Here is a 26743-nt window from a genome sequence, read left to right as displayed (position 1 = left end):
TCGTTTGCGGGTTCAGAATTCGCCCGCTCCGCCATCAATGGCCGCTGAAAACCCCTCGCCCCGCTTGGGGGCTTCGATGTTCACAGATCGCAGTCCGACTGAGACACGCGCCCACCCTCCCCCCTCCGCGGAGGGGGGAGGGAGATGCGCGGCCGCCCCTCAGCCCTATCCAACTCCGATCTGTGAATCCGGTAGCCCCGCACGCGGGGAGAGGAGGGCTTCGCGGCCTTCGAGACCGGATGCGTGAACCTCGCACAGCGGTGCGGACCCGCACGGCGAGCTATCCTCGCCGCCGTGTTCGCTGTGTGTTGCCCGCGCTCCGATTTGACCTGACCATGCCGGGTGGGCCAGTCAGGTTCGGAACGAGAGACCGCCATGTTCCGTACCCTGATGACCGCGCGGCGCTTCGCGCCGCTGTTCTGGTGCCAGTTCTTCTCGGCCTTCAACGACAATTTCCTGAAGAACGCGCTCGCCTTCCTGATCCTGTTCGGGATCGGCGGGGAGGCCGATGCCCATGCGGGCGTGCTGGTGACGCTGGCGAGCGCCGTGTTCATCGGGCCGTTCTTCCTCCTGTCGGGCCTCGGCGGCCAATGGGCCGACCGGTACGACAAGGCGCTGATGGCGCGGCGGCTCAAATTCGCGGAGATCTTCGCGGCCGGCACCGCGGTGCTGGGCTTCCTGCTGCAGTCCGTGCCAGTGCTGTTCGTGGCGCTCGGCCTGTTCGGGACGATCGCGGCCCTGTTCGGCCCGATCAAGTACGGCATCCTGCCCGATCACCTGCGCCGCGAGGAGCTGCCCGCCGGCAACGCGCTGGTCGAGGCCGCGACCTTCCTGGCGATCCTGCTCGGCACGATCGCGGCCGGCGCGGCTTCGGCGCTGGGCGGCTCGGGCGTCCTGTTCGGCGCCCTGGTGATGGGCTTCGCGATCCTGTGCTGGCTCTCGGCCCGCATGATCCCGGCGACCGGGGAGGGGGCGCCGGACCTGCGGGTCGATCCCAACATCGCCCGCTCGACCCTGTCGCTGCTGCGCGACCTCTGGGCCGACACGCGCCTGTGGCGCGGCTCGCTGATCGTGAGCTGGTTCTGGCTGGTCGGCGTCGTGGTGCTGTCGCTCCTGCCGGTTCTGGTGCGCGGCGCCTTCAACGGCACCGAGACGGTGATCACGCTGCTGCTGGCGCTGTTCTCCATCGGCATCGCGCTGGGCTCCGGGCTGGCCTCATGGCTCGCCAGCGGCCGGATCGTGCTGCTGCCGACGCCGGTCGGCGCCGTGCTGATGGGCCTGTTCGGCCTCGACCTCGCCTGGACGATCGGCCACCTGCCGCCGCCATCCGCCGAGGCGATCGGTCCGTTCGACTTCCTGCGGACCGGCGACGGCCTGCGCGTCGCCATCGGCTTCCTGGGTCTCGCCATGGCGGGCGGCCTCTACATCGTCCCGTCCTTCGCGGCCGTGCAGGCCTGGGCCGAGAAGGCGATGCGCGCGCGCATCATCGGCGCCGTCAATGTGGTGACGGCGGCCTTCATGGTGGCCGGCACCCTGGCGCTCGCGGCTCTGCAGGGGGCAGGCCTGTCGATCGCGAGCCTGCTCGCCGTCGTCGCGGTGCTGAACCTGATCGTCGGCGCCATCGTGTTCGCGACCCTGCCGACCAGCCCGTTCCGGGACGCCCTGTCGATCCTGTTCCGGGCCTTCTACCGGCTTGAGGTCCGCGGCCTCGACAACGTCGCGGCAGCCGGCCCGAACGCCATCGTGGCGCTCAACCACGTGTCGTTCCTCGATGCGCCGCTTGCTTTGTCCCTGCTGGAGCAGGAGCCGGTCTTCGCGATCGACAGCGGGATCGCGCAGCGCTGGTGGGTGCGGCCGTTCCTGCGGGTCACCAAGGCGATGCCGCTGGACCCGACGCGCCCGCTCGCGACGCGGACGCTGATCAACGCCGTGAAAAGCGGCGAGACCCTGATCATCTTCCCCGAGGGCCGGCTCACCGTCACCGGCAGCCTGATGAAGGTCTATGACGGCGCCGGGCTGATCGCCGACAAGTCCGGCGCCATGGTCGTGCCGGTCAAGATCGACGGGCTGGAGCGCACGATCTTCTCGCGCCTGTCGCGCCGGCAGGTCAGCCGCACGTGGTGGCCGAAGGTGATCGTGACGGTGATGCCGCCGGTACGGCTGACCGTCGATCCCGCCCTCAAGGGCAAGGCGCGGCGGCAGGCGGCGGGCGCGGCCCTCTACGGGATCATGTCCGACCTCGTGTTCCGCACCGCCGATATCGATCGTGGCCTGATGGCGGCTCTGATCGAGGCGGGCGATCTTCACGGCTGGCGTCGCAACGCCCTGGAGGACCCTGTCGGCGGTCGGCTCTCCTACAGCCGGCTCGTGATGGGCGCCAACATCCTGGGCCGCAAGCTCATGCCGCTGGCCCCCGTGGGCGGCCGGATCGGGGTGATGCTGCCGAACGCCAACGGTGCCGCCGTCACGCTGTTCGCGCTGGCCTCCGCGGGCCGGGTGCCGGCGATGATCAACTTTTCCGCCGGTCCCGCCAACGTCCTCTCGGCCTGCCGGGCCGCCGAGGTGAGCAAGGTTCTCACCTCCCGGGCCTTCATCGAGAAGGGGCGGCTCGGGCCGCTCGTGGAGGCGATCCGCGGATCGGTCGAGCTGATCTACCTGGAGGACGTGCGCGCCGGCATCACGACCGGGGACAAGATCCGGGGCCTGCTGGCGCCCCGCCGGCCCCTTGTGGCGCGCTCCGGCGAGGATCCGGGGGCGGTGCTGTTCACCTCGGGCAGCGAGGGCACGCCGAAGGGCGTGGTTCTGGCCAATCGCTGCATGCTCGCCAACGTGGCCCAGGTGGCGGCACGGATCGATTTCGGCCCGATGGACAAGGTGTTCAACGTCTTGCCGGTGTTCCACGCCTTCGGCCTCACGGCCGGGCTGGTGCTGCCCCTGGTCTCGGGCGTACCGGTCTACCTCTACCCGTCACCGCTGCACTACCGGATCGTGCCGGAGTTGATCTACGGCTCGAACAGCACCGTGCTGTTCGGGACCGACACGTTCCTGACCGGCTATGCCCGGTCGGCCCATTCCTACGACCTGCGCTCGCTGCGCTACGTCGTGGCCGGCGCCGAGGCCGTGAAGGAGGCCACCCGGAAGACCTGGGCGGAAAAATTCGGCCTGCGCATCCTGGAAGGCTACGGCGTCACCGAGTGCGGGCCTGTGGTCGCGCTCAACACGCCGATGTTCAACCGCTTCGGCACGGTCGGGCGGATGCTGCCGGGCATCGAGACGCGGCTCGAGCCGGTACCGGGGATCGACGACGGCGGCCGACTGTCCGTGAAGGGGCCCAACATCATGCTGGGCTACCTGCGCGCCGAGACGCCGGGGGTGCTGGAGCCGCCGCCGGGGGGCTGGCACGACACCGGCGACATCGTGGCGATCGACGCGATGGGCTTCGTCACGATCAAGGGCCGGGCCAAGCGCTTCGCCAAGATCGCGGGCGAGATGGTGTCTCTCGCGGGCATCGAGTCGCTGGCCGCCGAACTCTGGCCCGACCACCTGAGCGCGGTGGCCGCGGTGCCGGATCCGCGCAAGGGCGAGCGGCTGATCCTGTTCACGCAGGCGAAGGACGCAACGCGATCAACCTACCAGAGCTTCGCCAAGGATCGCGGCGCCTCCGACGTCGCGATCCCTGCCGAGGTGGTGGTGCTGGAGGCGATCCCGATGCTCGGCACCGGCAAGGTCGATCAAATAGCGGTCACCAAGCTGGCGCTGGAGCGGGCGAAGGAAACCGCTGCCGCTTAGGGCCGTGCCCATCGCATTGCGATCGGGCACGGCCCTAAGCCTTTGTCGTGACGCGCTCTCTCGCGCCGAACCGGCATCTACTTCGGCGGAGAGCGCTCTGACGGTTTTGCCCGACTGCCTCAGAGCCGTGGGGCGGCATCACCCAAACGGAGGATGCAACGACTCCCGGTATGAATTCGTATCACGAATACAGCTCCGATTCGGTCCGATGACGCGATCGAGCGACCGGGCTGGATATCGTCGCCGCGGGTTGCATCGAGAGAGGCAGATCATGTCGAAGGACGGGCAAGTTCCAGCTTGGTTGGCGAGGCGGACGTATTTCAGGCGCGTCGGGCGCTGGTTGAAACCCGGCAAGGCTCGCGGGACCGGTTCGACTTACGACGCTGCGGTCGCACCGCTCGCATCGAACGTGGTGCCGTTCCCGGTGCGGTTCGAACGGCCGGAGCGACTGAACTTCGCGGAGCAGCGCAGCATCGGCATCGCGTAGCCGGGGCCGCGCAAGGACGGGCTTGCCTGCGCTGCGGGAACCGGGAATCCTGCGTGCCGTCAGGCTAGTCCGGACCCCGGAGGAGACGTGCCGCAGGACGGGTTCGACCCCGATGGAGGAGCGCCCCCGGCGCGGCGCCTGGCCGTCCGCTCGGGTCTCGTGACCGTGGGGTTGGGGCTGGGCCTGTTGGCGGCCAGCCTTGGCGCCGCCGGGGTCTATACCGCGGCGCTGCCACCCGTGGACCTCTCGTCTGCGGCGACACGCTCCACCGTGGTGCTCGATCGATCCGGAGCGCTGCTGCGCCCCTTCGCGACCGCGGACGGGCGGTGGCGCCTGCCGGTCATCGCGGACGCGGTCGATCCGCGCTTCCAGGCGATGCTGCTCGCCTACGAGGACCGCCGCTTCGCGCATCACTTCGGCATCGACCCCGCGGCCCTGCTGCGCGCCGCGGGGCAGTGGCTGGCGCGGGGGCGCATCGTGTCGGGCGGCTCGACCCTGTCGATGCAGGTGGCCCGTCTGGTCGAGCCGCGGCGCGAACGCTCCCTCGACGCGAAGCTCCGTCAGATGGTCCGGGCCGTCACCCTCGAACGGCGCCTCGGCAAGGCCGGAATGCGCGACCTCTATCTCGCGCTCGCCCCCTATGGCGGTCCGCTGGAGGGCGTCCGGGCGGCGAGCCTCGCGTATTTCGGACGGGAGCCCGCGCGGCTGACAGCGGCGCAGGCCGCGCTGCTCGTCGCCCTGCCGCAATCCCCCGAGGCCCGCCGTCCAGACCGGTTCCCGGAGCGCGCCCGCGCCGCCCGCGACCGCGTTCTCGACATCGCCAGCGCCCGGGGCGTCCTGACCGCGGCGGAGGCCGAGGCCGCGAAGGCGGAGCCGGTTCCGACCGCACGAAAGCCCTTCCCGATGCTGGCCGCGCACGCCGCCGAGGAAGCGGTGGCAGCCGATCCGACAAATCCGGTGATCCGCCTCGCGATCGATGCCCCCCTGCAGGAGCGGCTGGAGGCGCTGGCAGCCGAGCGCGCCGCCGCAACGGGACCCGACCTCTCGGCGGCGATCCTCGTCCTCGACAATCGGGACGGGCGCGTCCTCGCCCAGGTGGGCAGCGCCGGCTACCTGGATGCGACCCGGCGCGGCGCCATCGACATGACCCTGGCGATCCGCTCCCCCGGTTCCGCCCTGAAGCCGTTCGTCTACGCCATGGCGTTCGAGGATGGCTTGGCCCATCCGGAAACGCTGCTGGAGGATCGCCCGACGCGCTTCTCGGCGAGCTACGCCCCGGAGAATTTCGACCTGTCTTTCCAGGGCACGGTCACGGCCCGGCGCGCGCTGCAATTGTCGCTCAACGTCCCCGCGGTCGCGCTCATGGAGGCGGTCGGCCCGGCCCGCTTCATCGCGCGGCTGCGCGCGGCCGGCGCCGGGATCCAACTCCCGCGCGAAGCGGCGCCCGGCCTGCCGGTGGCGCTCGGCGGGCTCGGCATCACACTCACCGACCTCGCGCGGCTCTATGCCGGGTTCGCCCGCGGCGGCACATTGCCCGGCATCCAGCGCCGCGCCGAGGCGGGGGCGCCCGGATCCGGCCGCCAGGTGGCGAGCCCCGTAGCCGCTTGGTACATTGCCGACATCCTGCGCGGGACGCCGCCGCCCGAGAACGCCCTCCCGAACCGCATTGCCTACAAGACCGGCACGTCGTATGGCTATCGTGACGCCTGGGCGGCCGGGTTCGACCGGCGTGTGACGGTGGCGGTGTGGGTCGGACGTCCGGACGGGGCGGCGGTTCCAGGCCTCGTCGGAAGGGTCGTCGCGGCGCCGATCCTGTTCGACGCCTTCGCGCGCTTCGGCGGCGAGTCCGAGCCGGTTCCCCGGCCGGCCAACACCCTGATGGCCGGATCGAGCAGCCTGCCGCCGCCGCTGCAGCGGCTGGGTCGCGACGCGGCCGGTGCACGGGGTCCGACCTTGCGGATTGCTTATCCCCCCGATGGCGCACGGATCGACCTTGGTCTGGCACCAGGCGGGCATGGCCGAGACGGCGACGCCGTCGCCCTCAAAGCGCTGGGCGGGGTGCCACCGCTGACGTGGCTGATCGATGGTCAGCCAGTCGCGCAAACGCTGCGTCGCCGTGCCGAATGGTTTCCCCAAGGGGTCGGCTTCGCGCGTATCTCCGTCCTTGATTCAACCGGAGCGAGTGACAGCGTTGCGGTCCGGCTGGAATAACCCGAGACCACGGATTGCATTGCGGAAGCTTGGCGGCGCCGAAGTTTTTCATACGCGTGCACTTTCCGGCCGCGGAATATTCATGCGGAGATTCATCGGTCATCAACGAATAGCGGTATAAACGTGCCCTGTGAGGTTGATGATGGCGTGGAAGGTCAGCGCCGCGGTCGCGGCGATTCTTGGATTCGTCGGCGTGGGGCTCGGCAGCGGCCCGGACTCGCGCCGCGCCGGCTGGCGCGACACCTATCGCCCGCCCGCCGAGATCCCGTTTCCGGCCGAAAACCCGTACACGGCCGCCAAGGCCGAACTCGGTCGCCGCCTGTTCTTCGATCCGATCCTGTCCGGCGATCGGACCCGCTCCTGCGCGACCTGTCACGTCCCGGATCTGGCCTGGGCCGACGGGCGCGCCCGCGCGGCGACACGCCAACAGGGCGACATGGACCTGCGTACGCCCACGGTCCTCAATGTCGCTTGGCAGGACGGCCCACTCGGCTGGGACGGCAAGTTCCACACGCTCGAATCGGTCTCGGCGATGCCGATCATGGCGCCGGGCAACATGAACCTGCCGATGAACGAGGCCCTGGCCCGGCTTTCCGCCGACCCGGACTACACGGCAGCCTTCGCGAGCGCCTTCGCGGATCCGGCCGTCACCCGGGAACGGCTGGAAGCAGCGCTTGCTACCTTCGAACGCCTGATCGTGACCGAGCCGGCCCCGTTCGATCGGTGGATCGCCGGCCAGGAGGACGCGATCGCCGAGCCGGCCAAGCGGGGCTTCGACCTGTTCAACGGTCGCGCCGGCTGCGCCAATTGCCATTCCGGCTGGTCGTTCACCGACAACTCGTTCCACGACATCGGCGTCGGTCAGGGGACCGACATCGGGCGGGGCCGCTTCAAGCCGACCTCGGTCGCGCTGCGCTACGCCTTCAAGACGCCGACGCTCCGAGAGGTCGGCCAGCGCGCGCCCTACATGCACGACGGATCGGTGCCGAACCTCGAAGCCGTGATCGATCTCTACGACCGCGGCGGGATCGACCGCCCGAGCCGCTCCCGGTTGATCAAGCCGCTTCATCTCACCGCCACGGAGCGGAGCGATCTCCTGGCTTTCCTCGCGACGCTGTCGGCACGGACGGAGCGCGACCTCGTGACCGCGTCGTTCTCGGCCCAGCCGCCGACGCCCTGACGCTGGATCCGCCTTAACGGCCGAGGTCGAGCCCGCGCGGGGGGCGTCCGGTATTCCGTTGCTCGCAGGCTTCCAGCGCGGCGGCGAGGCGGGCCTCGTTCGCCGCCGCGCCGTTTGAGAGGCTGACCACCGTGGCCAGCGTCCAGGCCCCCGCGATGACGGCGAGCGCCACCGCGCCGATCAGCCCGTAGGTCAGCAGCTTGTTGCGGCGCAGATCCTTCGTGACTGTCTGGATCAGGTCGCGGTTGTCTTCGGCGAGCGTGTTCCGCGCGGCCACCAACTCGTTGTACATGTTGGTGATCGAGTTCGTCGACATGTACACGAGGAGCAGGTGAACGACGAAGTCGTCGTTCGTCGTCGTGTTCAAGGCGGCCGCGATCCGCACGGCGAGCTGACGCTCCCAGGGCTGAAGATCGCGGCCGTGGACCGACCGGTAGAACCGCTCGAGGTTGGTCACGGCCGGAGCGCTTCCCGCCACACCTGGTGGAAGTTGCGCCGGAGGCGGCGGCCTTCAACGCGCAGGCGCATCGGCGCCGTGTTGGCCAGCGTCTGCCACGTCATGTTCTGCACGCGCAGGGCCTCGATCAGGCGCTCGCCGATCCTCTCGATCTCGATCACACGGAAATTCGGCTGCTTGAGCAGGGCTTTCACGAGTTCGGAGGATTCGAGGTAGTCGAAATTGGTCGCCTGAGCGGTGTTCTTCGCCAGGATCGCCCGGTCGCACTCGATCAGCATCGGCTTGAGTTCGCGCAGGACATCGAGGGCGGTCGGATCGACGGCACCGGCCGCGACGACCACGGCGAGGCGGATGTTCGATTCCCGGCAGCTCTCCACGATGATCTCGGCGCAGCGACGGGTCGTCTCGGTGTCGCCGGCCGGGAAATCGACCACCACGAAGCGCTCGGCGGCCTCGATCACGTGCTCGATCATGTCCTGGCACAGGGTCGGGTCGACGCGGCCGGTGCTGTCCTCGGCGCGCAGGCGCTGACGGAAGCAGGTGATGTCGGGCCGGCGCGGCACGAAACTCTCGCTACCGGGGTTGGTCTCCTGCATTAAAGCCGTGTGGAAATGGCGATTGGCCGGATCGGTGTCGATCGCCAGGACCGGACTGACCTCGGCGCAGAGATCGGCGACCTGAAGCGCAATCGTCGTCTTGCCGACACCGCCCTTGCCGCCCAGGCACAGGATCAGGATCTTCGCCGCCGAACCGAGAAGGTCGCGCTGGATCAATTGGATCTCGTCCGGTCCGTACCAGGCCGGAACCTTGGTCTGCGTATCATCGGCCATGAAGTCTCTCCTTAGTGATGGATAGGGCGGTGCCGCACGCCGAAGCGGTGAGGAACCGTCCCGCGGGATGTCAGGATTGATGCGCTGCAGCCGGGGCTGCTCCCGGGGCCGGGACGCCGTCAGGGCTTCGCTTCGGTCATCTTCGATGCCCCGGCCACGCCCGGCCGGACATGCGCCAACCCCCGCGATTCGCCCGGTGGGCCGGCGGCAGAGCGATGGCCCTCCCGGTGCCACGGCTCAGGGAGGCGCGACCGCCGCAGGTCGACAGGTGTGTCGGGCCTCGGAATGGCGTCCCTCCCCATTGCGCGCATCCCGTTGCTCGGTCTCTCGCTCCGGCGGACCAGCCGCATAGGCCCAGCCCCTGAATTCGGTTCGACCAAGACAACGCGCTGGCTCACGCAAGATGCGAACCCGATACCTGCCGTCTCTGCAGGCATCTTTCCGCTACAGCCTAAACATTAATGAATCAATCTCGCGCTATTCACTGGTGTATTCAGTTTATGTTTGCGGTCTTATATCGCCGTCCTTAGCAATAATTTTTATATATACTACTACGCGTAACAGTTGTTGCTTAAATACTATAAATATTGAGCACACAAGTGGAAATCATTACGGCTCGGCGCCGGGGTCGTGGCCCTGATGCGGATCAGACCTGCAGAACGTGTCGACAGCGCGGTACAGACGTGGTCGCCGCAAAACCCAACGCGGTCGAGACTTGCCATCTGACGGGGATAGTCGAGCCAACAGCCGTCAAAGCAGCAAGCGGTTCGGCACTGTGCTGCCGAGGGTCGTGGCCCCCGCTCGAAGGTCCCGCACAGCCAGAACGAGATTCGACGCTACCTAAGCACAATCCACAGCGTTAACCGTTCACTCACATTCGTTAACAAACCCTTGGCTAAAATGCGCCGGGTATATTTAAGTAAACCGGTAACCACGGTGTCGTTGCGCTGCGACGAGGGCTCAATGCCAACATCCAACAAAAAGTCGGCCCCGGCAGTCGCCTGCGCCCTCGGCCTGACCGGCCCTTTGATCCTCGCGGGGACGAACGCCGCCGAGGCGCACGTCAAATGGTTCTGCGCCTTCGACGTGGCCGGTCAGCCGCAGGGCCTCGAACAGGTCCTCTGCCTCGACTTCGAGTGGCTCACCGGCCTCGCGCTGCTCTGCCTGATGTTCGGATGCCTGGCGGAGGGCACGCCCCTGGGAGGCGCACTGCTCAACGCCCTCGATCGCGTGACCACGCGGATCCGCACCGACACGGAGTTGCTGGTCCGCGCCACGCTGGGCTTCTTCCTCGTTTCCCTGTTCGTCCTCGGCGGCATCATCCTGACGCCGGAGTTGAAGACCGACGTGGCCTGGATCCCGTGGTTTCAGCTCGGGCTGGCCGGCTGCCTGATCTGGCGCCGCACGATGCCGGTCACCGGCCTGGGCCTCGTCTTCCTGTTCAGCTACGCGACCGCGCAATACGGGCTGTTTCACCTCGCCGACTATCCGATCTTCCTCGGGATCGCCGTCTACCTGATCGTGCAGGGTCTCGACCTGAAGCCCTTCGACATCCGCCCCCTCGACCTCGTCCGCTGGTCCGCCGCGGTCACGCTGATGTGGGCTTCGATCGAGAAGTGGGCCTATCCGGAATGGTCGGCGCCGCTGCTCGCCGCCAAGCCGCAGATGACCATGGGCGCGACCCCCGAATTGTTCATGCAGGCCGCCGGCGTGATCGAGTTCACCCTCGCCTTCGCGTTGATCTGGACGCCCCTGGTCCGGCGCTGCGCAGCGATCATCCTGGCGGCGATCTTCGTCTCGGCGATCGTCGAGTTCGGCAAGGTGGACGCGATCGGCCATTCCGGGATCATCGTGGTGCTGTTGGCGATCGCCGCCGACGATGTCCGGGTTCGGGTGCGGGCACGCCAATTACTCCTGGCGCCGGCTTGGTACGGCGCAGCGCTGGCCGCCTTCCTGTTCCTCTACTACGCGGGCCACGCCGCCCTGTTTGGTAGCCTCGGGACCCTGCCGGTCATCTGACGGCGGCTCGGCCCGGGATCATCGCGCCTCCAGCAGCGGCGCGATCACGTCGGTCAGGCCGTTGATCAGGATCTGCGTGCCGACGCAGAGCAGCAGGAATGCGAACAGGCGTCCGACCACCCGGGCCCGGGCCGGGCCGATGAGCGCCACGACCCGGTCGGCCGAGGCGTACAGGAGGGCGACCGTGACGGCGACCACCAGCGCTGCCACCGTGACGCCGAAATAAAAACCGGCCCGCTCGGCGTAAGCCGCCGGCCGGTTCGCGCCCAGGGTGATTGCGACGGCGATCGTGCCCGGCCCAGTGGTGAACGGCAGGGTCAGCGGGAAGAAGGCGATCTCGGAGAGCACCGCGGTGGGTACCGGCTCGGAGGAGGCCGCGGCGCCCGGCCCGGCCGAGCCCGAAGCCTCGGCCTGCTTGCGCGCCTCCCGCGCCTCCGGTCGGTTGAGCTGGGTCCAGGCCGACGACATCACCACCAGCCCGCCCGCGACGCGCAGGGCCGCCAGGGTGACGCCGAAGAAGTTGAGGATCGGCGTCCCGGCCCAGAGAGCGCCCAGCATCACCAGCGCCGCGTAGACGCCGATCCGGCGCGACAGGAGTACCCGCTCGGCGTGACTGTAGGCGCTCGTCACCTGGGCGAAGATGAAGGCGCCGCCGATCGGGTTGACGATCGCGACCAGGCCCGAGAGGGCGAGCAGGAACTGCTGGACGGTGAAATCGATGCTCATCAGGGTCGGTCCATGCGGACCGTCCTCCTAGGCCACCGGGCGCGCCGACGGAATCCGGTTTCCGCAGACGGCCGCTCGCGACAACGCGCGCTCAGCCAGGGGCAGGAGCCGGCACCAGCACCCGGGCCGGGGCGAGGCGACGGGCGCGCCGCACCTGCCGCACCGTGACCGGCCGGTACAGCTGCTTCGTCGCGTCGACCACGTGCAGGCCCGCGAAGGGCAGCGATAGGCTGGTGCCGGTCCACTCCCAGGCCGGCCCGGTGCGCAGCATCAGCCGCGAGCGCACCGGCGGCATGTAGAGCGTCTCGGTCCAGTTCACCGGCGAGAACAGCGTCTCGCGCATCAACCGGCCGAGCTGCGAGCGGCTGTAGGGCTGGCCATGGCCGAAGGGCGTCGCCTCCCGCCGGGCCCAGACCCCCCGCCGGTTCGGCACCACCAGGATCATCCGCCCGCCGGGGGTGAGGGTCCGCCACACCTCCTGGAGCAGCTCGGAGGGGCTCTCGACGGCTTCGAGGGCGTGGATGAGGAGGATCCGGTCGACGGCGGATTCGGGCAGCGGCATCATGGTGGGATCGGCCAGCGCCGTGCAGGATCGGCCGCTCGCCGGCCAGTTCACCACGCCCTGGCTGATCGGCATGAACGCGAGGGTGCGTTCGGCGATACAGTGGATCGGACCGAGATACGGCATCGCGTAGCCGATCCCAAGCACGCGCAGGCCCGAGACCGAGCCGAGGAACGCGTCGATCGAGCGGCCGACCACGCGATGCGTGGTGCGGCCCAGGGGGCTGGCGTAGAAGGCCCGCAAATCGTTGACGTCGAGACGCATGAAGAGGCAGGCTACCGACACGGGAACGGGTGCGTACTCAATGGTGACCCGGGTCGCCCGCGGCAAGCATTACGGACCCGAAGTGCACGGAACCCGGCCGTGGGACCGCCTGTTCACGGCGACAGCGTTTGCGCCCCGAGGAGAATCCCCCGATGGCCGCCCAGCCCGAGATCCGCACCTTCCTGTGCCGCAGCGACAATATCGGTGTCCTGATTCGCGATCCTGTCACCGGTGCGTGCGCGGCGATCGACGTGCCGGAGGCCGATCCGGTCCTGAGGGCGCTCGATGAGACCGGCTGGCGGCTCACCGACATCCTCGTGACGCACCGGCACGCCGATCACGTCGAAGGCATCCCTGCGGTGAAGCGGGCCACCGGCGCCCGGGTCGTCGCGCCCGCAAAGGCCGGCGACGCGGTCCCCCAGGTGGATGTTACCGTCCGGGAGGGCGACACGGTACGGGTCGGCGATATGACCGCGCAGGTCTGGGAGACGCCGGGCCATTGCGCCGATCACGTCACGTACTGGTTCTCCGAGGCGGGGCTTGTCTGCGCCGGCGACACACTGTTCACCCTCGGCTGCGGCCGGGTAATGGAGAGCCCGCCCGAGACCCTCTACCGATCCCTGCGGCGCTTCGACGATCTCCCCGATTCTGCTCAAGTCTTCAGCGGCCACGACTACGTACTCTCCAACGCGCGCTTCGCTCTGGCGGCCGAGCCGGACAACGCAGCACTCAAGGCCCGCTTCGCCGAGGCCGAAACCGCGAAGGCGGAGAGCCGTTTCCTCGTTCCTTCGACCATGGGCGCAGAGCGCGCCACCAACCCGTTCCTGCGCGGCGCAGTCCCAGCACTGGCAAAATCCGTCGATCTGCCACCAGGAAGCGATCCAGAATCGGTCTTCGTCGCTCTTAGGGCGTGGAAGAACCGCTTCTGACGCAGGGATAACGAGAAAAATTTGTTGCCTTCTCAAGGCAAACTGACACATAGGAGTGTTTAAGCGGACTAAATCCGCTCAGGTTAACGGGCTCCCGGGGGGAAGCCGTAACGTCAACGCGAAGCGCCGGGACGCTTCAGCCGGTATGATGGGGGTCCGTCTCGCCCTACCACCTGTCCACTTCCCGCCTTCCGCTGCCTTTTTTGAAGCCAGAATCTGACGGGTCCAAGGAAGAGGCGCTGGGCGCCAAATCCAAGCTCTCTGTCGCCGAGGTCGCCGAGACCGGCACGCCCCGGGACGGAGCCGATGTGTCTGGCGGATCGAGGCCACGCGCACCCGTAGCCGCCGACGTTCGGTTGCTCGGCATCGCCACCGAGCATCTCTCCCGGCTCGGCCCCAAGCGTGTGACGGTGGTGGCCGTAGCCGCCGAAGCGGGCATGACCCATGCCAACGTCTACCGCTACTTCCCGTCAAAGGACGCCCTCCTCGACGCTGTGGCAGGGCGCTGGCTGCGCGAGGTCGAAGCCCGGCTCGCCGGCATTGCCGATGCACCCGACCCGGCTGACGACAAGATCGAGCGTCTCCTTACCGCGCTGGCCACCGTTCAACGCGACGCGCTGGTCGACGAGCCGAACCTGTTCGCGGTGCATCTCGACGCCACCGTGGCGGCCCGGCCGATCGCCCGGCGGCACCGTGTACGCCTGCGCAGTCTCGTGGAGCGGGTCGTCGAGGAGGGAATCACCTCCGGGATCTTCTCGGCCCGGGACCGGGAGCGGGCGATCGCCTACATTTTCGATGCGAGCTACCGCTTCACGCATCCGCTGGCGATCCAGCACGATGCCGAAGTGCCGCGCGATCTGATCGAGGCGCGCTTCGGCGCCGTCATTCACGCGATCCAGAGGGTTCTGCGATCTGGGGTTCTCTGACAAGCCCGACACCACCGTGACGGATTCTCCAAGGCCCGGACCCTCAATCCGGGCCTTCGCTGTGTCCGGATGTTTACGGCACCATCGGCAGTGACGAAACGCGCAAATGACAGCTTGCAGAGTCTGTCATCGAAGCTTCTCCACACGCCGGATCCAAGTTGCACTGCACCTAAAACCTTCGCAGCGCTGGCGTTTCTCGGATTGTCTGTGCCGCCGTCCGGCACCCGGAGCTTGGCGCCGATGTCGACGCTCGACCCGCATCGGGTTGAAGCGACGGTGCTTTTCCGCCACACAGCCGCGCAGATTTGGGGCCGCGAATCTGACCGCGAACCGGAACGGAAGCGCAATCCCCGCAACGCCCGACGCATCCTCGATAGCGACACGCAAGGGAGACGGATCCGACATGGCTCGCAACAAGATCGCGCTCATCGGTGCCGGCCAGATCGGCGGCACCCTGGCCCTTCTGGCCGGCCTGAAGGATCTCGGGGACGTGGTGCTGTTCGACATCGTCGACGGCGTGCCGCAGGGCAAGGCGCTCGACATCGCCGAGGCCGCCCCGGTCGAGGGCTTTGACGCGGCCTACGCGGGTGCCAGCGACTACGCCGCCATCAAGGGCGCCGATGTTGTGATCGTCACCGCCGGAGTCCCGCGCAAGCCCGGCATGAGCCGCGACGACCTGATCGGCATCAACCTGAAGGTGATGCAGGCGGTCGGCGAAGGCATCAAGACCTACGCGCCGGACGCGTTCGTGATCTGCATCACCAACCCGCTCGACGCGATGGTGTGGGCGCTTCAGAAGTTCTCGGGGCTGCCCACCAACAAGATCGTTGGCATGGCGGGTGTGCTCGACTCGGCCCGCTTCCGCCACTTCCTCGCGGAAGAATTCAAGGTCTCGGTCGAGGACGTCACCGCCTTCGTGCTCGGCGGGCACGGCGACGACATGGTGCCGCTGACCCGCTACTCGACGGTCGCGGGCGTGCCGCTGACCGACCTCGTCAAGCTCGGCTGGACCACCCAGGAGAAGCTCGACGCTATGGTCGACCGCACCCGCAAGGGCGGCGGCGAGATCGTCAACCTGCTCAAGACCGGCTCGGCCTTCTACGCGCCGGCCGCCTCCGCCATCGCCATGGCCGAGAGCTACCTGCGCGACAAGAAGCGGGTCCTGCCCTGCGCCGCTTATCTCGACGGCCAGTACGGCGTGAAGGGCATGTTCATCGGCGTGCCGATCGTGATCGGCGCCAACGGCGTGGAGCGCGTCCTCGAGGTCACCTTCGACGCCGCCGAGAAGGCGATGTTCGAGAAGTCGGTCGCCTCGGTCACGGGCCTGATCGAGGCCTGCAAGGGCGTCGACAGCAACCTCGCCTGACCGGTAAGCGGAGACCGGGCAGCGCGTTCTGGTCGGAGACCCGATTTCTGATCGCTCGATTTCTCGACGCGCTGTTCGCTTCCACCTATTCGCTCCTCCCTACGAGGCTCCGATGAATATTCACGAATACCAGGCCAAGGCCGTGCTGAAGGAGTTCGGCCTGCCCGTCTCCCGCGGCGTGGCCATCTTCAACCCGTCGGAGGCCGAGGCCGCCGCCAAGGAGCTCGGCGGCCCCGTCTGGGTCGTGAAGAGCCAGATCCACGCCGGCGGCCGCGGCAAGGGCACCTTCAAGGGCGCGCCCGAGGGCGCCAAGGGCGGCGTGCGCGTCACCAAGTCGATCGACGAGGTGAAGCAATATGCCGGCGAGATGCTCGGCCAGACCCTGGTGACGATCCAGACCGGGCCGGCCGGCAAGCAGGTCAACCGCCTCTACATCGAGGAAGGCGCGCAGATCGACGAAGAGTTCTACCTCTCGATGCTGGTCGATCGCGTCACCGGCGGGGTCGCCTTCGTGGTTTCCACCGAGGGTGGCATGGACATTGAGGCGGTCGCCCACGACACGCCCGAGAAGATCCATACGATCGCGGTCGATCCGGCCACCGGCGTGATGCCCCACCACGGCCGCGCCGTCGCCAAGGCGCTGGGCCTCACCGGCCCCCAGGCCAAGGAAGCCGCGTCGCTGACGGAAAAACTCTACGCAGCGTTCGTGTCCAAGGACATGAGCATGCTGGAGATCAATCCTCTGGTGCTCACGGCCGACGGCCATCTCAAGTGCCTCGACGCCAAGATCTCGTTCGACTCGAACGCGCTCTACAAGCACGCCGATATCGTCGCCCTGCGGGACGAGACCGAGGAGGACGCCAAGGAGATCGAGGCGTCGAAATATGACCTCGCCTACATCGCGCTCGACGGCACGATCGGCTGCATGGTCAACGGCGCCGGCCTCGCCATGGCGACCCTCGACATCATCAAGCTCTACGGCGAGGAGCCGGCGAACTTCCTCGATGTCGGCGGCGGCGCTTCAGAAGAGAAGGTCACGGCGGCGTTCAAGATCATCACCGCCGATCCGCAGGTGAAGGGGATCCTGGTCAACATCTTCGGCGGGATCATGAAGTGCGACGTGATCGCCAACGGCGTCATCGCCGCCGTCAAGGCGGTGGGCCTGCAGGTGCCCCTGGTGGTGCGCCTGGAAGGCACCAACGTCGAGGAAGGCAAGGCGATCATCCGCAATTCCGGCCTCAACGTGATCCCGGCGGACGACCTCGACGACGCCGCCCAAAAGATCGTCGCCGCCGTGAAGGGAGCCTGATCATGTCGGTGATGATCGACGCCACGACCAAGGTCATCTGCCAGGGTTTTACCGGCAAGAACGGGACCTTCCACTCCGAGCAGGCGATTGCTTACGGCACCAAGATGGTCGGCGGCACGAGCCCCGGTAAGGGCGGCGCGACCCATCTCGGCCTGCCGGTCTTCGATACGGTGGCGGAGGCCCGCGAGGCCACCGGCGCCGACGCCTCGGTGGTCTACGTGCCGCCGCCCGGCGCGGCGGATGCGATCTGCGAGGCGATCGCGGCCGAGATCCCGCTGATCGTCTGCATCACCGAGGGCATTCCGGTGCTCGACATGGTGCGGGTGAAGCGGGCGCTTATCGGCTCGAAGTCGCGCCTCGTCGGGCCGAACTGCCCCGGCATCGTCACGGCGGGCGAATCGAAGATCGGCATCATGCCGGCCAACATCTTCCGCCAGGGTTCGGTCGGCATCGTGTCCCGTTCGGGCACGCTGACCTACGAGGCGGTGTTCCAGACCTCCAATGCCGGCCTCGGCCAGACCACGGCGGTCGGCATCGGCGGCGATCCGGTGAAGGGCACCGAGTTCATCGACGTGCTGGAGCTGTTCCTGGCCGACCCGAAGACCGAGTCGATCGTGATGATCGGCGAGATCGGCGGTTCGGCCGAGGAGGAAGCCGCGCAGTTCCTGCGCGACGAGGCCAAGCGCGGCCGGAAGAAGCCGATGGTCGGTTTCATCGCCGGCCGCACGGCGCCTCCGGGCCGCCGCATGGGCCATGCCGGCGCAATCATCTCGGGCGGCAAGGGCGGCGCCGAGGACAAGATCGCCGCGATGGAGGCCGCGGGCATCCGCGTGTCGCTGTCGCCGGCCCGGCTGGGCTCGACGTTGGTCGAGGTCCTGAAGGGCTGAGTTCCAGGCGCCAGCGTTGCATCCATCGCAGGGCTGCAACGCCCATATCAGACAGACGATAAATTCAGCGGGGCGGTCACCCGCCCCGTTTCGGTTTGAAGGCGATCCGCCGCGCGGACGGAGCGCCTGAAGGGCAGGGCAGCCTGCCCGCGCGACAGGATGGACGCACCATGGCACGCCAGGACGTGAACGAAGCGCTCCTCGAAACCTCGTTCCTCTACGGCGCCAACGCCGCCTACATCGAGGAATTGCAGGCGGCCTATGCCCGCAACCCGGCCTCGGTGGATCCCGAGTGGCAGGCCTTCTTCAAGGGCCTCGGCGAAGACGAGACGCTCGTCGAGAAGAACGCGGCCGGTGCCTCCTGGGAGAAGCCGAACTGGCCGGTGCCGCTGAACGGCGAGTTGGTCTCGGCGCTCGACGGCAACTGGGGCGCCCTGGAGAAGGCGGTCGGCGACCGGATCGTCGCCCGCGACGCCAAGGAGGCCAAGCCCGGCAAGCCGCAGGACAGCGTCACCGCGACGACCGGCGTCTCGGTCGAGCAGGCCGCCAAGGATTCGGTGCGGGCGATCATGCTGATCCGCTCCTACCGCATGCGCGGCCACCTGCACGCCAAGCTCGATCCGCTGAGCCTTGCGCCGCGGGGCGACCACGAAGAGTTGCACCCGCAACATTACGGCTTCACCGAAGAGGCCGACTGGGACCGTCCGATCTTCCTCGACAACGTGCTCGGCCTCCAGTTTGGCACGATCCGCGAGATCGTCGACATCCTGGAGCGGACCTACTGCCAGACGCTCGGCGTCGAGTTCATGCACATCTCCGATCCCGCCGAAAAGGCGTGGATCCAGGAGCGTATCGAGGGCAAGGACAAAGAAATTTCCTTCACCCCCGAGGGCCGACGCGCGATCCTCAACAAGCTGATCGAGGGCGAGGGCTTCGAGAAGTTCCTCGATCTGAAGTACACCGGCACGAAGCGCTTCGGCCTCGATGGCAGCGAGGCGATGATCCCGGCCATGGAGCAGATCATCAAGCGCGGCGGCGCGCTCGGCGTGCGCGAGATCGTGCTCGGCATGGCCCATCGCGGCCGGCTGAACGTGCTGACCAACGTGATGGCGAAGCCTTTCCGGGCGGTATTCCACGAGTTCAAGGGCGGCTCGGCCTCCCCGGCCGAGGTCGAGGGCTCGGGCGACGTGAAGTACCACCTGGGCGCGTCCTCGGACCGCGCCTTCGACGGCAACAACGTCCACCTATCGCTGACTGCCAACCCGTCGCACCTTGAGATCGTCGATCCGGTGGTGCTCGGCAAGGTCCGCGCCAAGCAGGACCAGTGGGCCAAGCCCAATATCGAGCGCCGCACGGTGCTGCCGCTGCTTATCCACGGCGATGCCGCCTTCGCGGGCCAGGGCGTGGTGGCGGAGTGCTTCGGCCTGTCGGGCCTGAAGGGCCACCGCACCGGCGGCTCGATCCACTTCATTATCAACAACCAGATCGGCTTCACCACCGATCCGCGCTTCTCGCGCTCCTCCCCTTATCCGTCCGACGTCGCCAAGATGGTCGAGGCGCCGATCTTCCACTGCAACGGCGACGATCCGGAAGCCGTCACCTTCGCGGCGAAGGTCGCCGTCGAATATCGCCAGAAGTTCGGCAAGCCGGTCGTGATCGACATGCTGTGCTACCGCCGCTTCGGCCACAACGAGGGCGACGAGCCGGCCTTCACTCAGCCGAAGATGTACCAGCGGATCCGCAAGCATCCGTCGGTGCTGGAGACCTACGGCCGAAAACTGGTCGAGAACGGCTCCGTCACTCAGGAGGCGCTGGACGCCCGCAAGGCCGAGTTCCGGCAGTTGCTCGATAGTGAGCTCGACGTTGCCAACAACTACAAGGCAAATAAGGCCGATTGGCTCGACGGGCGCTGGTCCGGCGTGAAGGCCGTGCACGAGGACGTGGACGACCCGCGCCGCGGCCGCACCGCGGTTCCGGCCGAGACGCTGCAGGAGATCGGACGGAAGATCACGCAGGTGCCGCCGGGCTTCCACCTGCACCGCACGATCCAGCGCTTCATGGATAACCGCGCCAAGGCCGTGGAAACCGGAACCGGTGTCGACTGGGCGACCGCTGAGGCGCTCGCCTTCGGGGCCACGCTGCTCGATGGCAACAGGGTCCGGCTCTCGGGCCAGGATGTCGAGCGCGGCACCTTCTCGCAGCGCCACGCGGTGGTGATCGATCAGGAGAACGAGCAGCGCTTCACACCGCTGAACGCCATCCGCGAGGGGCAGGCCTCGATTGAGATCATCAACTCGATGCTCTCCGAAGAGGCGGTGCTCGGCTTCGAGTACGGCTACTCGCTGGCTGAGCCGAACGCGCTGGTCCTTTGGGAGGCGCAGTTCGGCGACTTCGCCAACGGCGCCCAGGTGGTGATCGACCAATTCATCGCCTCCGGCGAGCGCAAGTGGCTGCGCATGTCCGGCCTCGTGCTGCTGCTGCCGCATGGCTACGAGGGGCAGGGACCCGAGCACTCCTCCGCTCGCCTGGAGCGCTACCTCCAGGCCTGCGCCGAGGACAACATGCAGGTCGCCAACGTCACAACGCCGGCGAATTACTTTCACATCCTGCGCCGGCAGTTGAAGCGCGACTTCCGCAAGCCGCTGGTGCTGATGACGCCGAAGTCGCTGCTGCGCCACAAGCGCGCCGTCTCGAACCTCGACGCACTGGCAGAGGGCTCGACCTTCCACCGCGTCCTCTGGGACGATGCGGAGGAGGAGGGCGCGCCCAACAAGCTGGTGCGCGACGACAAGATCCGCCGCGTCGTGCTGAGCTCCGGCAAGGTTTATTACGACCTGCTGGAGGAGCGGGAGAAGCGCGGCCTCAACGACATCTACCTGATGCGCGTCGAGCAACTCTACCCGTTCCCGCTCAAGGCGCTGGCCAACGAGATGGCCCGCTTCCGCAACGCCGATGTGATCTGGTGCCAGGAGGAACCCAAGAACATGGGCTCCTGGGCCTTCGTCGAGCCCTACCTCGAATGGGTGCTCGGTCAGGCTGGCTCCGCGGTGAAGCGCGCCCGCTATGTCGGCCGCCCGGCTTCGGCTTCCACGGCGGTGGGCCAGATGTCGAAGCATCAGGCGCAGCTTCAGGCGTTCCTCAACGAGGCCCTCGCGGTCTGATGTTTGGGATTTGGCGGCGACCCGCTCGGGCCGCCGCCGTCACTGTCCAGGCCGTCCGGCACGGCCGAACCGATCCGGAAGTGCGAAACGACATGGCTACCGACATCCTCGTCCCGACCCTCGGCGAATCCGTAAGCGAGGCCACCATCGGCCGCTGGTTCAAGAAGCCCGGCGACATCGTCGCGGCCGACGAGCCGATCGTCGAACTCGAGACCGATAAGGTCACCCTGGAGGTCAACGCCCCGGCGGCGGGCCAGCTCGGCGAGATCCTGGTGAAGGACGGCGAGACCGTGGAGCCCGGCGCCCTGCTCGGCTCGATCGTCGAGGCCGGCGCCGGCGCGGCACCGGCCAAGAAGGCGGCTCCGAAGGCGGCCACCGAGACCAAGTCCGAAAGCCGGAGCGAGGCCCCGAAGACCGCCGCTCCCGCCAAGGCCGAGGCGCCGGCCCAGGAATCTTCTGCCGGCTACGGCAACCACGGCGAGGCGGGGCCCCCCGCAGCCCAGCAGCGCCCAGTCGGCGACAACGGCCCGGCCGTGGCCAAGCTCGCCCGGGAATCCGGCGTCGATCCGTCGGGTGTGAACGGCTCCGGCAAGGACGGCCGCGTCACCAAGGGCGACATGCTCGGCGCCATCGCCAAGGGTCCGGCTCCGTCCGCGCCCGCCAAGGAGGCCCGCCCGACCCTGCCGCGGACGCCCTCCGCGGCGGACGATGCGTCGCGCGAGGAGCGCGTGCGCATGACCAAGCTCCGCCAGACCATCGCGCGCCGCCTGAAGGATGCGCAGGACACGGCGGCGATGCTGACGACGTTCAACGACGTCGACATGTCGGCTGTGATGGCGCTGCGCAGCCAGTACAAGGACATCTTCGAGAAGAAGCACGGCACGAAGCTCGGCTTCATGGGCTTCTTCACCAAGGCGGTGATCGGCGCTCTCAAGGACGTGCCGGCGGTCAACGCCGAGATCGACGGGCAGGACCTCGTCTACAAGAACTACTACCACATCGGCATCGCGGTCGGGACCGATAAGGGCCTCGTCGTGCCGGTGGTGCGCAACGCCGACGACCTGTCGATCGCCAGTATCGAGAAGACGATCGCCGGCTTCGGCAAGAAGGCGCGCGACGGCAAGCTGTCCATCGAGGACATGCAGGGCGGCACCTTCACGATCACCAACGGCGGCATCTACGGCTCGCTGATGTCGACGCCGATCCTGAACGCGCCGCAATCGGGCATCCTCGGCATGCACCGCATCGAGGAGCGCCCCGTGGTCCGCGCCGGCAAGATCGAGGCGCGGCCGATGATGTACCTCGCCCTGTCGTACGATCATCGCATCGTCGACGGTAAGGAGGCCGTGACCTTCCTGGTGCGAGTCAAGGAGGCGCTGGAGGATCCGGCGCGGCTCGTGCTGGACCTCTGAGACCGTCGTGGCGATCCGGGATCATGCAAACATGGGTCTTGATCTCGGAGATCGTGCGCAATCTGGGGCTCGCGCTCGCCGCCTTGGTGGGCGCAGCCCTTGTGTGGCGGAAGCTCAAACCTGAGCTGACGCAGACTGGATCTGCAGCGTCACAGGCGGAACTTGCGCGCCGCGCGTACGTCACCGAGCTCTTCAATCGCGCGGCTGGACAACTCGGAGACGAGCGGCTCGAAATACGCTAAGCAGGTTTCGCAAAAGTGGCCACCGGTTTTGCGACAAAAACCTGCGCTGTAACAAGGATCCAAGCGGATGAAGCGTTGGCTTGCCAACGCAAATCTGCTTAGGCGGCGATCTACGTGCTACGCGAAATCGAACGCGATTTTCCTGATCTGTCCGATCCTATATTCGAACTTCTGCAGGCGCACCTACGCGAACGTCGGTCCCGCTACGAGGAACTTGAACCGCCCATCGATGTGAAAGCCGTCATCGAAACACTGCGCATGAGGATTTCCGCCGATGAACCACCGCATTCAATCTAGGGCCCATCCCGCCGTCAATTTTCGAGGCGCCATCATACGCCACACCGACCTCAGCAATGCCGATCTCCGGCAGGCGGACCTATCTGGTGTCGATGCCAGCGGTGCGGCGTTCCGAAACTCGGATTTTCAGGATGCGCTGCTCAGCAAAACGATCCTGCGAGGAGCGGATCTGACCGGTGCACGCAACCTGACCGCGGCGCAACTCGCCACCGCGATCATTGATGAGCATACGCGCTTGCCGAACTACATCGACCGCCAGACTCTGACCGGTAAAACAGGCGATACCGTAGGAGCCGGAGCTTGACCGTGTCTTCCTACCCGGTTGCCATCGTCACCGGCGGCAGCCGCGGCATCGGCCGGGCTGTATCACTGCTGCTGGCCGAGCGCGGCTACGCCGTCTGCCTGAGCTACGTGTCGGATGCCGCCGCGGCACAAGGCGTGGTCGATGCGATTACCGCCAAGGGCGGCCGGGCGCTTGCTGTGAAGAGCGATGTCGGCAGCGAGGCCGACGTGATCACCCTGTTCGAGGCGGCGGACACGCTCGGCCCGCTCAAGGCCCTCGTCAACAATGCCGGCGTGGTCGATGTGAAGTCGGACGTCGCCGACATGAGCCTCGCCCGGCTCCAACGGATGATGACCACCAACGTGGTCGGCAGCTTCCTCTGCGCCCGCGAGGCGGTGCGACGGATGTCGACCAAGCGCGGAGGGGCAGGGGGCGCCATCGTCAACCTGTCCTCGGTGGCGGCGCGGCTCGGCGGACCCAGCCAGTTCGTGGACTACGCGGCCTCAAAGGGCGCGATCGATTCGCTGACGATCGGCCTTGCCCGCGAGGTGGCAGGCGAAGGAATTCGCGTCAACGCGGTGGCGCCGGGCATCATCGCCACCGAGATCCATGCCAGCGGCGGCGAGCCCGATCGGGTGGAACGCCTTGGCCCGGCTGTCCCGCTGGGCCGCGCCGGCACCGCCGAGGAGGTCGCCGCGCCGATCGTGTGGCTCCTCTCGGAGGACGCCTCCTACACCACGGGCGCCATCCTCGATGTTGGCGGCGGCCGCTGATCCTCACCTGACTTATCCCCGCCCGTCCCGCACGCGGCATGACCGACCGGAAGCGAACCTGCATGTCCTACGATCTCGTCGTCATCGGCACCGGCCCCGGCGGCTATGTCTGCGCGATCCGCGCGGCGCAGCTCGGCCTGCGCACCGCCGTGGTCGAGAAGCGCGCCACCCACGGCGGCACCTGCCTCAATGTCGGCTGCATCCCGTCGAAGGCGCTGCTCCACGCCTCTGAGGCTTTCGAGGAGGCGACCAAGCACTTCGCCGATCTCGGCATCGAGGTCAGCGGCGTGAAGCTCGATCTGAAGAAGATGATGAGCTTCAAGGCCGAGGGCGTGGCCGGCAACACCAAGGGCGTCGAATTCCTCCTCAAGAAGAACAAGGTCGAGACCTTCCACGGCACCGGCCGGATCGCAGGCGCCGGCCGGGTCGAGGTCGTGTCCGAGGATGGCGGCAATCAGATGCTCGAGACCAAGAGCATCGTCATCGCCACCGGCTCGGACGTGACGCGCCTGCCCGGCGTGACCATCGACGAGACGGTCGTGGTCTCCTCCACGGGCGCCCTCGAACTCGACCGGGTGCCGAAGAAGCTCCTGGTGATCGGCGCCGGCGTGATCGGGTTGGAGCTCGGCTCGGTCTGGCGGCGCCTGGGCGCCGAGGTCACCGTGGTCGAGTATCTCGACCGGGTGCTCCCCGGGATGGACGGCGAGGTCGGCAAGCAGTTCCAGCGGATCCTGACCAAGCAAGGCATCGCCTTCAAGCTGTCCACCAAGGTGACCGGCGTCGAGGTCGGCAAGAAGGGTGGCGCAACCGTTACGGTCGAGCCGGCCGCGGGTGGCGCAGCGGAGACGCTCCAGGCCGACGTCGTCCTCGTGGCGATCGGCCGGGTGCCCTACACGGAGGGCCTGGGCCTCGACACGGTCGGCGTGCAGCGGGACGACAAGGGCCGGATCCAGACGGATTCGCACTACGCCACCAACGTCACCGGCATCTATGCCATCGGCGATGTGATCGCCGGCCCGATGCTGGCCCACAAGGCCGAGGACGAGGGCGTGGCGGTGGCCGAGATGCTGGCGGGCCAGTCGGGCCACGTGAATTACGGCGTGATCCCGAACGTCGTCTACACGTTCCCAGAGGTCGCCTCGGTGGGCAAGACCGAGGAGGAATTGACGAAGGACGGCGTCGCCTACAATGCCGGCAAGTTTCCGTTCACGGCGAACGGCCGCGCCAAGGCCAACGGCACCACGGACGGTTTCGTGAAGGTGCTGGCCGATGCTCAGACCGACCGGGTGCTCGGCGTCCACATCGTAGGGGCCGATGCCGGCAACCTGATCGCCGAAGTCGCGGTGGCGATGGAGTTCGGCGCCTCGTCCGAGGACATCGCCCGCACCTGCCACGCCCACCCGACGCTCACCGAGGCGGTGAAGGAAGCCGCGCTTGCAGTCAACAAGCGCGCCATCCACGTCTGAGCGTCCGTTCGAGCCGCGAGATCCCGGGTTTCCAAAGGGCTTCAGCCCTTTGGCAGGTTCTTAAGGCGGAGCCCTGAGATCTTGACCCGGGCTCCGCCCTGGACCCGCGAAAGGTCTCGACCTTTCGAAGCCATGACTTGGTCCATCCCCGCGGCGCGGGATCAGGCGATCTTGCGCCGGGCGTTCGGTAAATCCACGATCCGCAGCAGCGCGCTCGGCGCCGGCGGAGCCGTCAGGGCGTTCAGGAGATACGGCCGGCGCAGGCCCAGCGCGTTATGCAGGGCAAGGTCGATGTCGCGGGCGTAGAACGGCATCCGCAGCACCGCATCGACGCCGAAATAGCGGCCCGCCTGGGCAACCGACTCCGGCTCGGAGGTGGTCAGGAGGGTGATGCGGGTGGCCAGGCCCAGGGGCTGGATCTGGCAGGCGAGTTCCAGCCCGTCGATGCCCGTGAGCTTCACGTCGATGAACGCGAAGTCATAGGCCGCGAGCTTCAGTAGCTTGAGGGCGTGGCGGCCGTCATCCGTCTCGTCGAGCTCGATCGAGAAGCCGCTCCGGGCCACGACCCGGCTGATCGCTGAACGCCCGGCCGGAGACGAGCAGGCGAGCAGCGCCCGCGTCGGCGCCCGGCGGCGGGCGTTGGCGTGGAGCAACTGCTCGATATGGCTCGGGTCGAGCGGCGTCTTGAGCACCTCGTAGGCGCCGAGGCTCGTGGCGATCTCCTGCCACTGGGCGAGAACACGGTTGGCGACGAGGACCAGGCAGGGCGGCTCCGCGCCCGCGCGCCGCGCCACCGCGACGGCCTCGGGCCCGCTCAGATCTTCCAGTTGAAGGCCGACGAAGGCCAGGGTCGGGCGACGCCGGAGGAAGATGTCGCACAACGCCTGACCGGACGTCGCCTCGTCGATCACGGCCGTGGGATCGAATCGTTGGACCACGTCACCGAGCGCTGCCCGGCGGCCCGCGTCACAATCCGCAATCACGACCCGTATGGGCGTCCGCGCCTCCGCAAGCTCCATCACGACCGTCCGCGCCGACCCACCCCGTAACGGTCAGAATGGGTGCAGATGGTGACGAAGCCCTTAAAGAAACCGGCTATTCAAGGGATATAACCGATCATCTTACCAGTCTGGAGACAATTGGCCGTCGAATGAGCAACAATGACAA

Annotated in this window: 21 protein-coding genes; 16 read left to right on the top strand and 5 right to left on the bottom strand. The window is 67.7% G+C overall.

Going from position 1 to position 26743, the window contains the following annotated elements:
* Positions 1–375 precede the first annotated feature (375 nt).
* The 4 genes from OXS49_RS08110 to OXS49_RS08095 all read left to right on the top strand — a co-directional run bounded on the left by OXS49_RS08110 (position 376) and on the right by OXS49_RS08095 (position 7667).
* Complete coding sequence (locus tag OXS49_RS08110) at positions 376–3789, top strand: acyl-[ACP]--phospholipid O-acyltransferase (RefSeq protein WP_267423378.1); 3414 nt, start codon at positions 376–378, stop codon at positions 3787–3789.
* A 271-nt stretch (positions 3790–4060) separates the two neighbouring features.
* Positions 4061–4276, top strand: coding sequence for a hypothetical protein (locus OXS49_RS08105; RefSeq protein WP_267423377.1), 216 nt, complete (start codon positions 4061–4063; stop codon positions 4274–4276).
* An 87-nt stretch (positions 4277–4363) separates the two neighbouring features.
* A complete protein-coding gene (gene pbpC, locus OXS49_RS08100) occupies positions 4364–6487 on the top strand; it encodes a penicillin-binding protein 1C (RefSeq protein ID WP_267423375.1) in 2124 nt (707 codons plus the stop codon).
* A gap of 142 nt (positions 6488–6629) precedes the next feature.
* Positions 6630–7667, top strand: a complete 1038-nt coding sequence (locus tag OXS49_RS08095; protein ID WP_267423373.1) for a cytochrome c peroxidase — start codon at positions 6630–6632, stop codon at positions 7665–7667.
* Positions 7668–7680: 13 nt separating this feature from the next.
* Here the strand turns inward: OXS49_RS08095 and OXS49_RS08090 are convergent, their stop codons facing one another.
* Together OXS49_RS08090 and OXS49_RS08085 are read right to left on the bottom strand one after the other, a co-directional pair.
* Entirely contained in the window at positions 7681–8124 is a 444-nt protein-coding gene (locus tag OXS49_RS08090) for a hypothetical protein (RefSeq protein WP_267423371.1), read from the bottom strand.
* Positions 8121–8954 carry an ArsA-related P-loop ATPase gene (locus OXS49_RS08085; protein ID WP_267423369.1) on the bottom strand — a complete coding sequence of 278 codons (834 nt, stop codon included), beginning with the start codon at positions 8952–8954 and terminating at the stop codon, positions 8121–8123. The genes OXS49_RS08090 and OXS49_RS08085 overlap by 4 nt, the downstream gene beginning before the upstream one ends.
* A gap of 963 nt (positions 8955–9917) precedes the next feature.
* Between OXS49_RS08085 and OXS49_RS08080 the strand changes: the two genes are divergently transcribed.
* Positions 9918–10973 (top strand): hypothetical protein, encoded by a 1056-nt coding sequence (locus OXS49_RS08080; protein ID WP_267423367.1) that lies wholly within the window; start codon positions 9918–9920, stop codon positions 10971–10973.
* 18 nt (positions 10974–10991) lie between these two features.
* Here the strand turns inward: OXS49_RS08080 and OXS49_RS08075 are convergent, their stop codons facing one another.
* Complete coding sequence (locus tag OXS49_RS08075; RefSeq protein WP_267423365.1) at positions 10992–11699, bottom strand: MarC family protein; 708 nt, start codon at positions 11697–11699, stop codon at positions 10992–10994.
* 91 nt (positions 11700–11790) lie between these two features.
* Complete coding sequence (locus OXS49_RS08070; RefSeq protein WP_243916775.1) at positions 11791–12525, bottom strand: methyltransferase domain-containing protein; 735 nt, start codon at positions 12523–12525, stop codon at positions 11791–11793.
* 152 nt (positions 12526–12677) lie between these two features.
* Between OXS49_RS08070 and gloB the strand changes: the two genes are divergently transcribed.
* The 11 genes from gloB to lpdA all read left to right on the top strand — a co-directional run bounded on the left by gloB (position 12678) and on the right by lpdA (position 25576).
* Positions 12678–13454, top strand: coding sequence for a hydroxyacylglutathione hydrolase (gene gloB, locus OXS49_RS08065; RefSeq protein ID WP_244005566.1), 777 nt, complete (start codon positions 12678–12680; stop codon positions 13452–13454).
* Between the two features lie 308 nt (positions 13455–13762).
* Positions 13763–14380 carry a TetR family transcriptional regulator gene (locus OXS49_RS08060; RefSeq protein ID WP_244005611.1) on the top strand — a complete coding sequence of 206 codons (618 nt, stop codon included), beginning with the start codon at positions 13763–13765 and terminating at the stop codon, positions 14378–14380.
* Between the two features lie 403 nt (positions 14381–14783).
* Complete coding sequence (mdh, locus tag OXS49_RS08055; RefSeq protein WP_244005568.1) at positions 14784–15746, top strand: malate dehydrogenase; 963 nt, start codon at positions 14784–14786, stop codon at positions 15744–15746.
* A 112-nt stretch (positions 15747–15858) separates the two neighbouring features.
* The gene (gene sucC, locus OXS49_RS08050; RefSeq protein WP_267423359.1) at positions 15859–17055 is read left to right on the top strand and encodes an ADP-forming succinate--CoA ligase subunit beta; all 1197 of its coding nucleotides are present in this window, start codon (positions 15859–15861) and stop codon (positions 17053–17055) included.
* A gap of 2 nt (positions 17056–17057) precedes the next feature.
* Positions 17058–17942: a succinate--CoA ligase subunit alpha gene (gene sucD, locus OXS49_RS08045; protein WP_267423357.1), complete on the top strand. Its 885-nt coding sequence runs from the start codon at positions 17058–17060 to the stop codon at positions 17940–17942.
* A 170-nt stretch (positions 17943–18112) separates the two neighbouring features.
* Positions 18113–21103, top strand: coding sequence for a 2-oxoglutarate dehydrogenase E1 component (locus tag OXS49_RS08040; protein WP_244005574.1), 2991 nt, complete (start codon positions 18113–18115; stop codon positions 21101–21103).
* A 92-nt stretch (positions 21104–21195) separates the two neighbouring features.
* On the top strand, positions 21196–22515 hold the full coding sequence (odhB, locus tag OXS49_RS08035) for a 2-oxoglutarate dehydrogenase complex dihydrolipoyllysine-residue succinyltransferase (protein WP_267423355.1): 1320 nt from the start codon (positions 21196–21198) through the stop codon (positions 22513–22515).
* 23 nt (positions 22516–22538) lie between these two features.
* Positions 22539–22757, top strand: coding sequence for a hypothetical protein (locus OXS49_RS08030; RefSeq protein ID WP_244005578.1), 219 nt, complete (start codon positions 22539–22541; stop codon positions 22755–22757).
* Between the two features lie 274 nt (positions 22758–23031).
* The gene (locus OXS49_RS08025; protein WP_267423336.1) at positions 23032–23358 is read left to right on the top strand and encodes a pentapeptide repeat-containing protein; all 327 of its coding nucleotides are present in this window, start codon (positions 23032–23034) and stop codon (positions 23356–23358) included.
* Between the two features lie 2 nt (positions 23359–23360).
* On the top strand, positions 23361–24110 hold the full coding sequence (locus OXS49_RS08020) for an SDR family oxidoreductase (RefSeq protein WP_267423430.1): 750 nt from the start codon (positions 23361–23363) through the stop codon (positions 24108–24110).
* A 62-nt stretch (positions 24111–24172) separates the two neighbouring features.
* A complete protein-coding gene (gene lpdA, locus OXS49_RS08015; RefSeq protein WP_267423334.1) occupies positions 24173–25576 on the top strand; it encodes a dihydrolipoyl dehydrogenase in 1404 nt (467 codons plus the stop codon).
* A gap of 161 nt (positions 25577–25737) precedes the next feature.
* Here lpdA and OXS49_RS08010 read toward each other — a convergent pair whose 3' ends face one another.
* A complete protein-coding gene (locus OXS49_RS08010) occupies positions 25738–26595 on the bottom strand; it encodes a response regulator (protein WP_244005614.1) in 858 nt (285 codons plus the stop codon).
* Positions 26596–26743: the final 148 nt, after the last annotated feature.

Origin of the sequence: Methylobacterium sp. GC_Met_2, from assembly GCF_026540795.1 — a bacterium.
Classification (GTDB): Bacteria; Pseudomonadota; Alphaproteobacteria; order Rhizobiales; family Beijerinckiaceae; genus Methylobacterium.
Note: the sequence above shows the minus strand (reverse complement) of the source record. Positions and strands in the feature narration are given on the sequence as shown.

Coding starts and splice junctions, on each gene's coding strand:
- OXS49_RS08095 (WP_267423373.1), top strand. CDS start 6,630: ATGGCGTGGAAGGTCAGCGCCGCGGTCGCGGCGATTCTTGGATTCGTC.
- OXS49_RS08110 (WP_267423378.1), top strand. CDS start 376: ATGTTCCGTACCCTGATGACCGCGCGGCGCTTCGCGCCGCTGTTCTGG.
- OXS49_RS08010 (WP_244005614.1), bottom strand. CDS start 26,595: ATGGAGCTTGCGGAGGCGCGGACGCCCATACGGGTCGTGATTGCGGAT.
- OXS49_RS08040 (WP_244005574.1), top strand. CDS start 18,113: ATGGCACGCCAGGACGTGAACGAAGCGCTCCTCGAAACCTCGTTCCTC.
- sucC (WP_267423359.1), top strand. CDS start 15,859: ATGAATATTCACGAATACCAGGCCAAGGCCGTGCTGAAGGAGTTCGGC.
- sucD (WP_267423357.1), top strand. CDS start 17,058: ATGTCGGTGATGATCGACGCCACGACCAAGGTCATCTGCCAGGGTTTT.
- odhB (WP_267423355.1), top strand. CDS start 21,196: ATGGCTACCGACATCCTCGTCCCGACCCTCGGCGAATCCGTAAGCGAG.
- lpdA (WP_267423334.1), top strand. CDS start 24,173: ATGTCCTACGATCTCGTCGTCATCGGCACCGGCCCCGGCGGCTATGTC.
- OXS49_RS08105 (WP_267423377.1), top strand. CDS start 4,061: ATGTCGAAGGACGGGCAAGTTCCAGCTTGGTTGGCGAGGCGGACGTAT.
- OXS49_RS08030 (WP_244005578.1), top strand. CDS start 22,539: ATGCAAACATGGGTCTTGATCTCGGAGATCGTGCGCAATCTGGGGCTC.
- OXS49_RS08085 (WP_267423369.1), bottom strand. CDS start 8,954: ATGGCCGATGATACGCAGACCAAGGTTCCGGCCTGGTACGGACCGGAC.
- gloB (WP_244005566.1), top strand. CDS start 12,678: ATGGCCGCCCAGCCCGAGATCCGCACCTTCCTGTGCCGCAGCGACAAT.
- OXS49_RS08070 (WP_243916775.1), bottom strand. CDS start 12,525: ATGCGTCTCGACGTCAACGATTTGCGGGCCTTCTACGCCAGCCCCCTG.
- OXS49_RS08080 (WP_267423367.1), top strand. CDS start 9,918: ATGCCAACATCCAACAAAAAGTCGGCCCCGGCAGTCGCCTGCGCCCTC.
- OXS49_RS08075 (WP_267423365.1), bottom strand. CDS start 11,699: ATGAGCATCGATTTCACCGTCCAGCAGTTCCTGCTCGCCCTCTCGGGC.
- OXS49_RS08025 (WP_267423336.1), top strand. CDS start 23,032: ATGAACCACCGCATTCAATCTAGGGCCCATCCCGCCGTCAATTTTCGA.
- mdh (WP_244005568.1), top strand. CDS start 14,784: ATGGCTCGCAACAAGATCGCGCTCATCGGTGCCGGCCAGATCGGCGGC.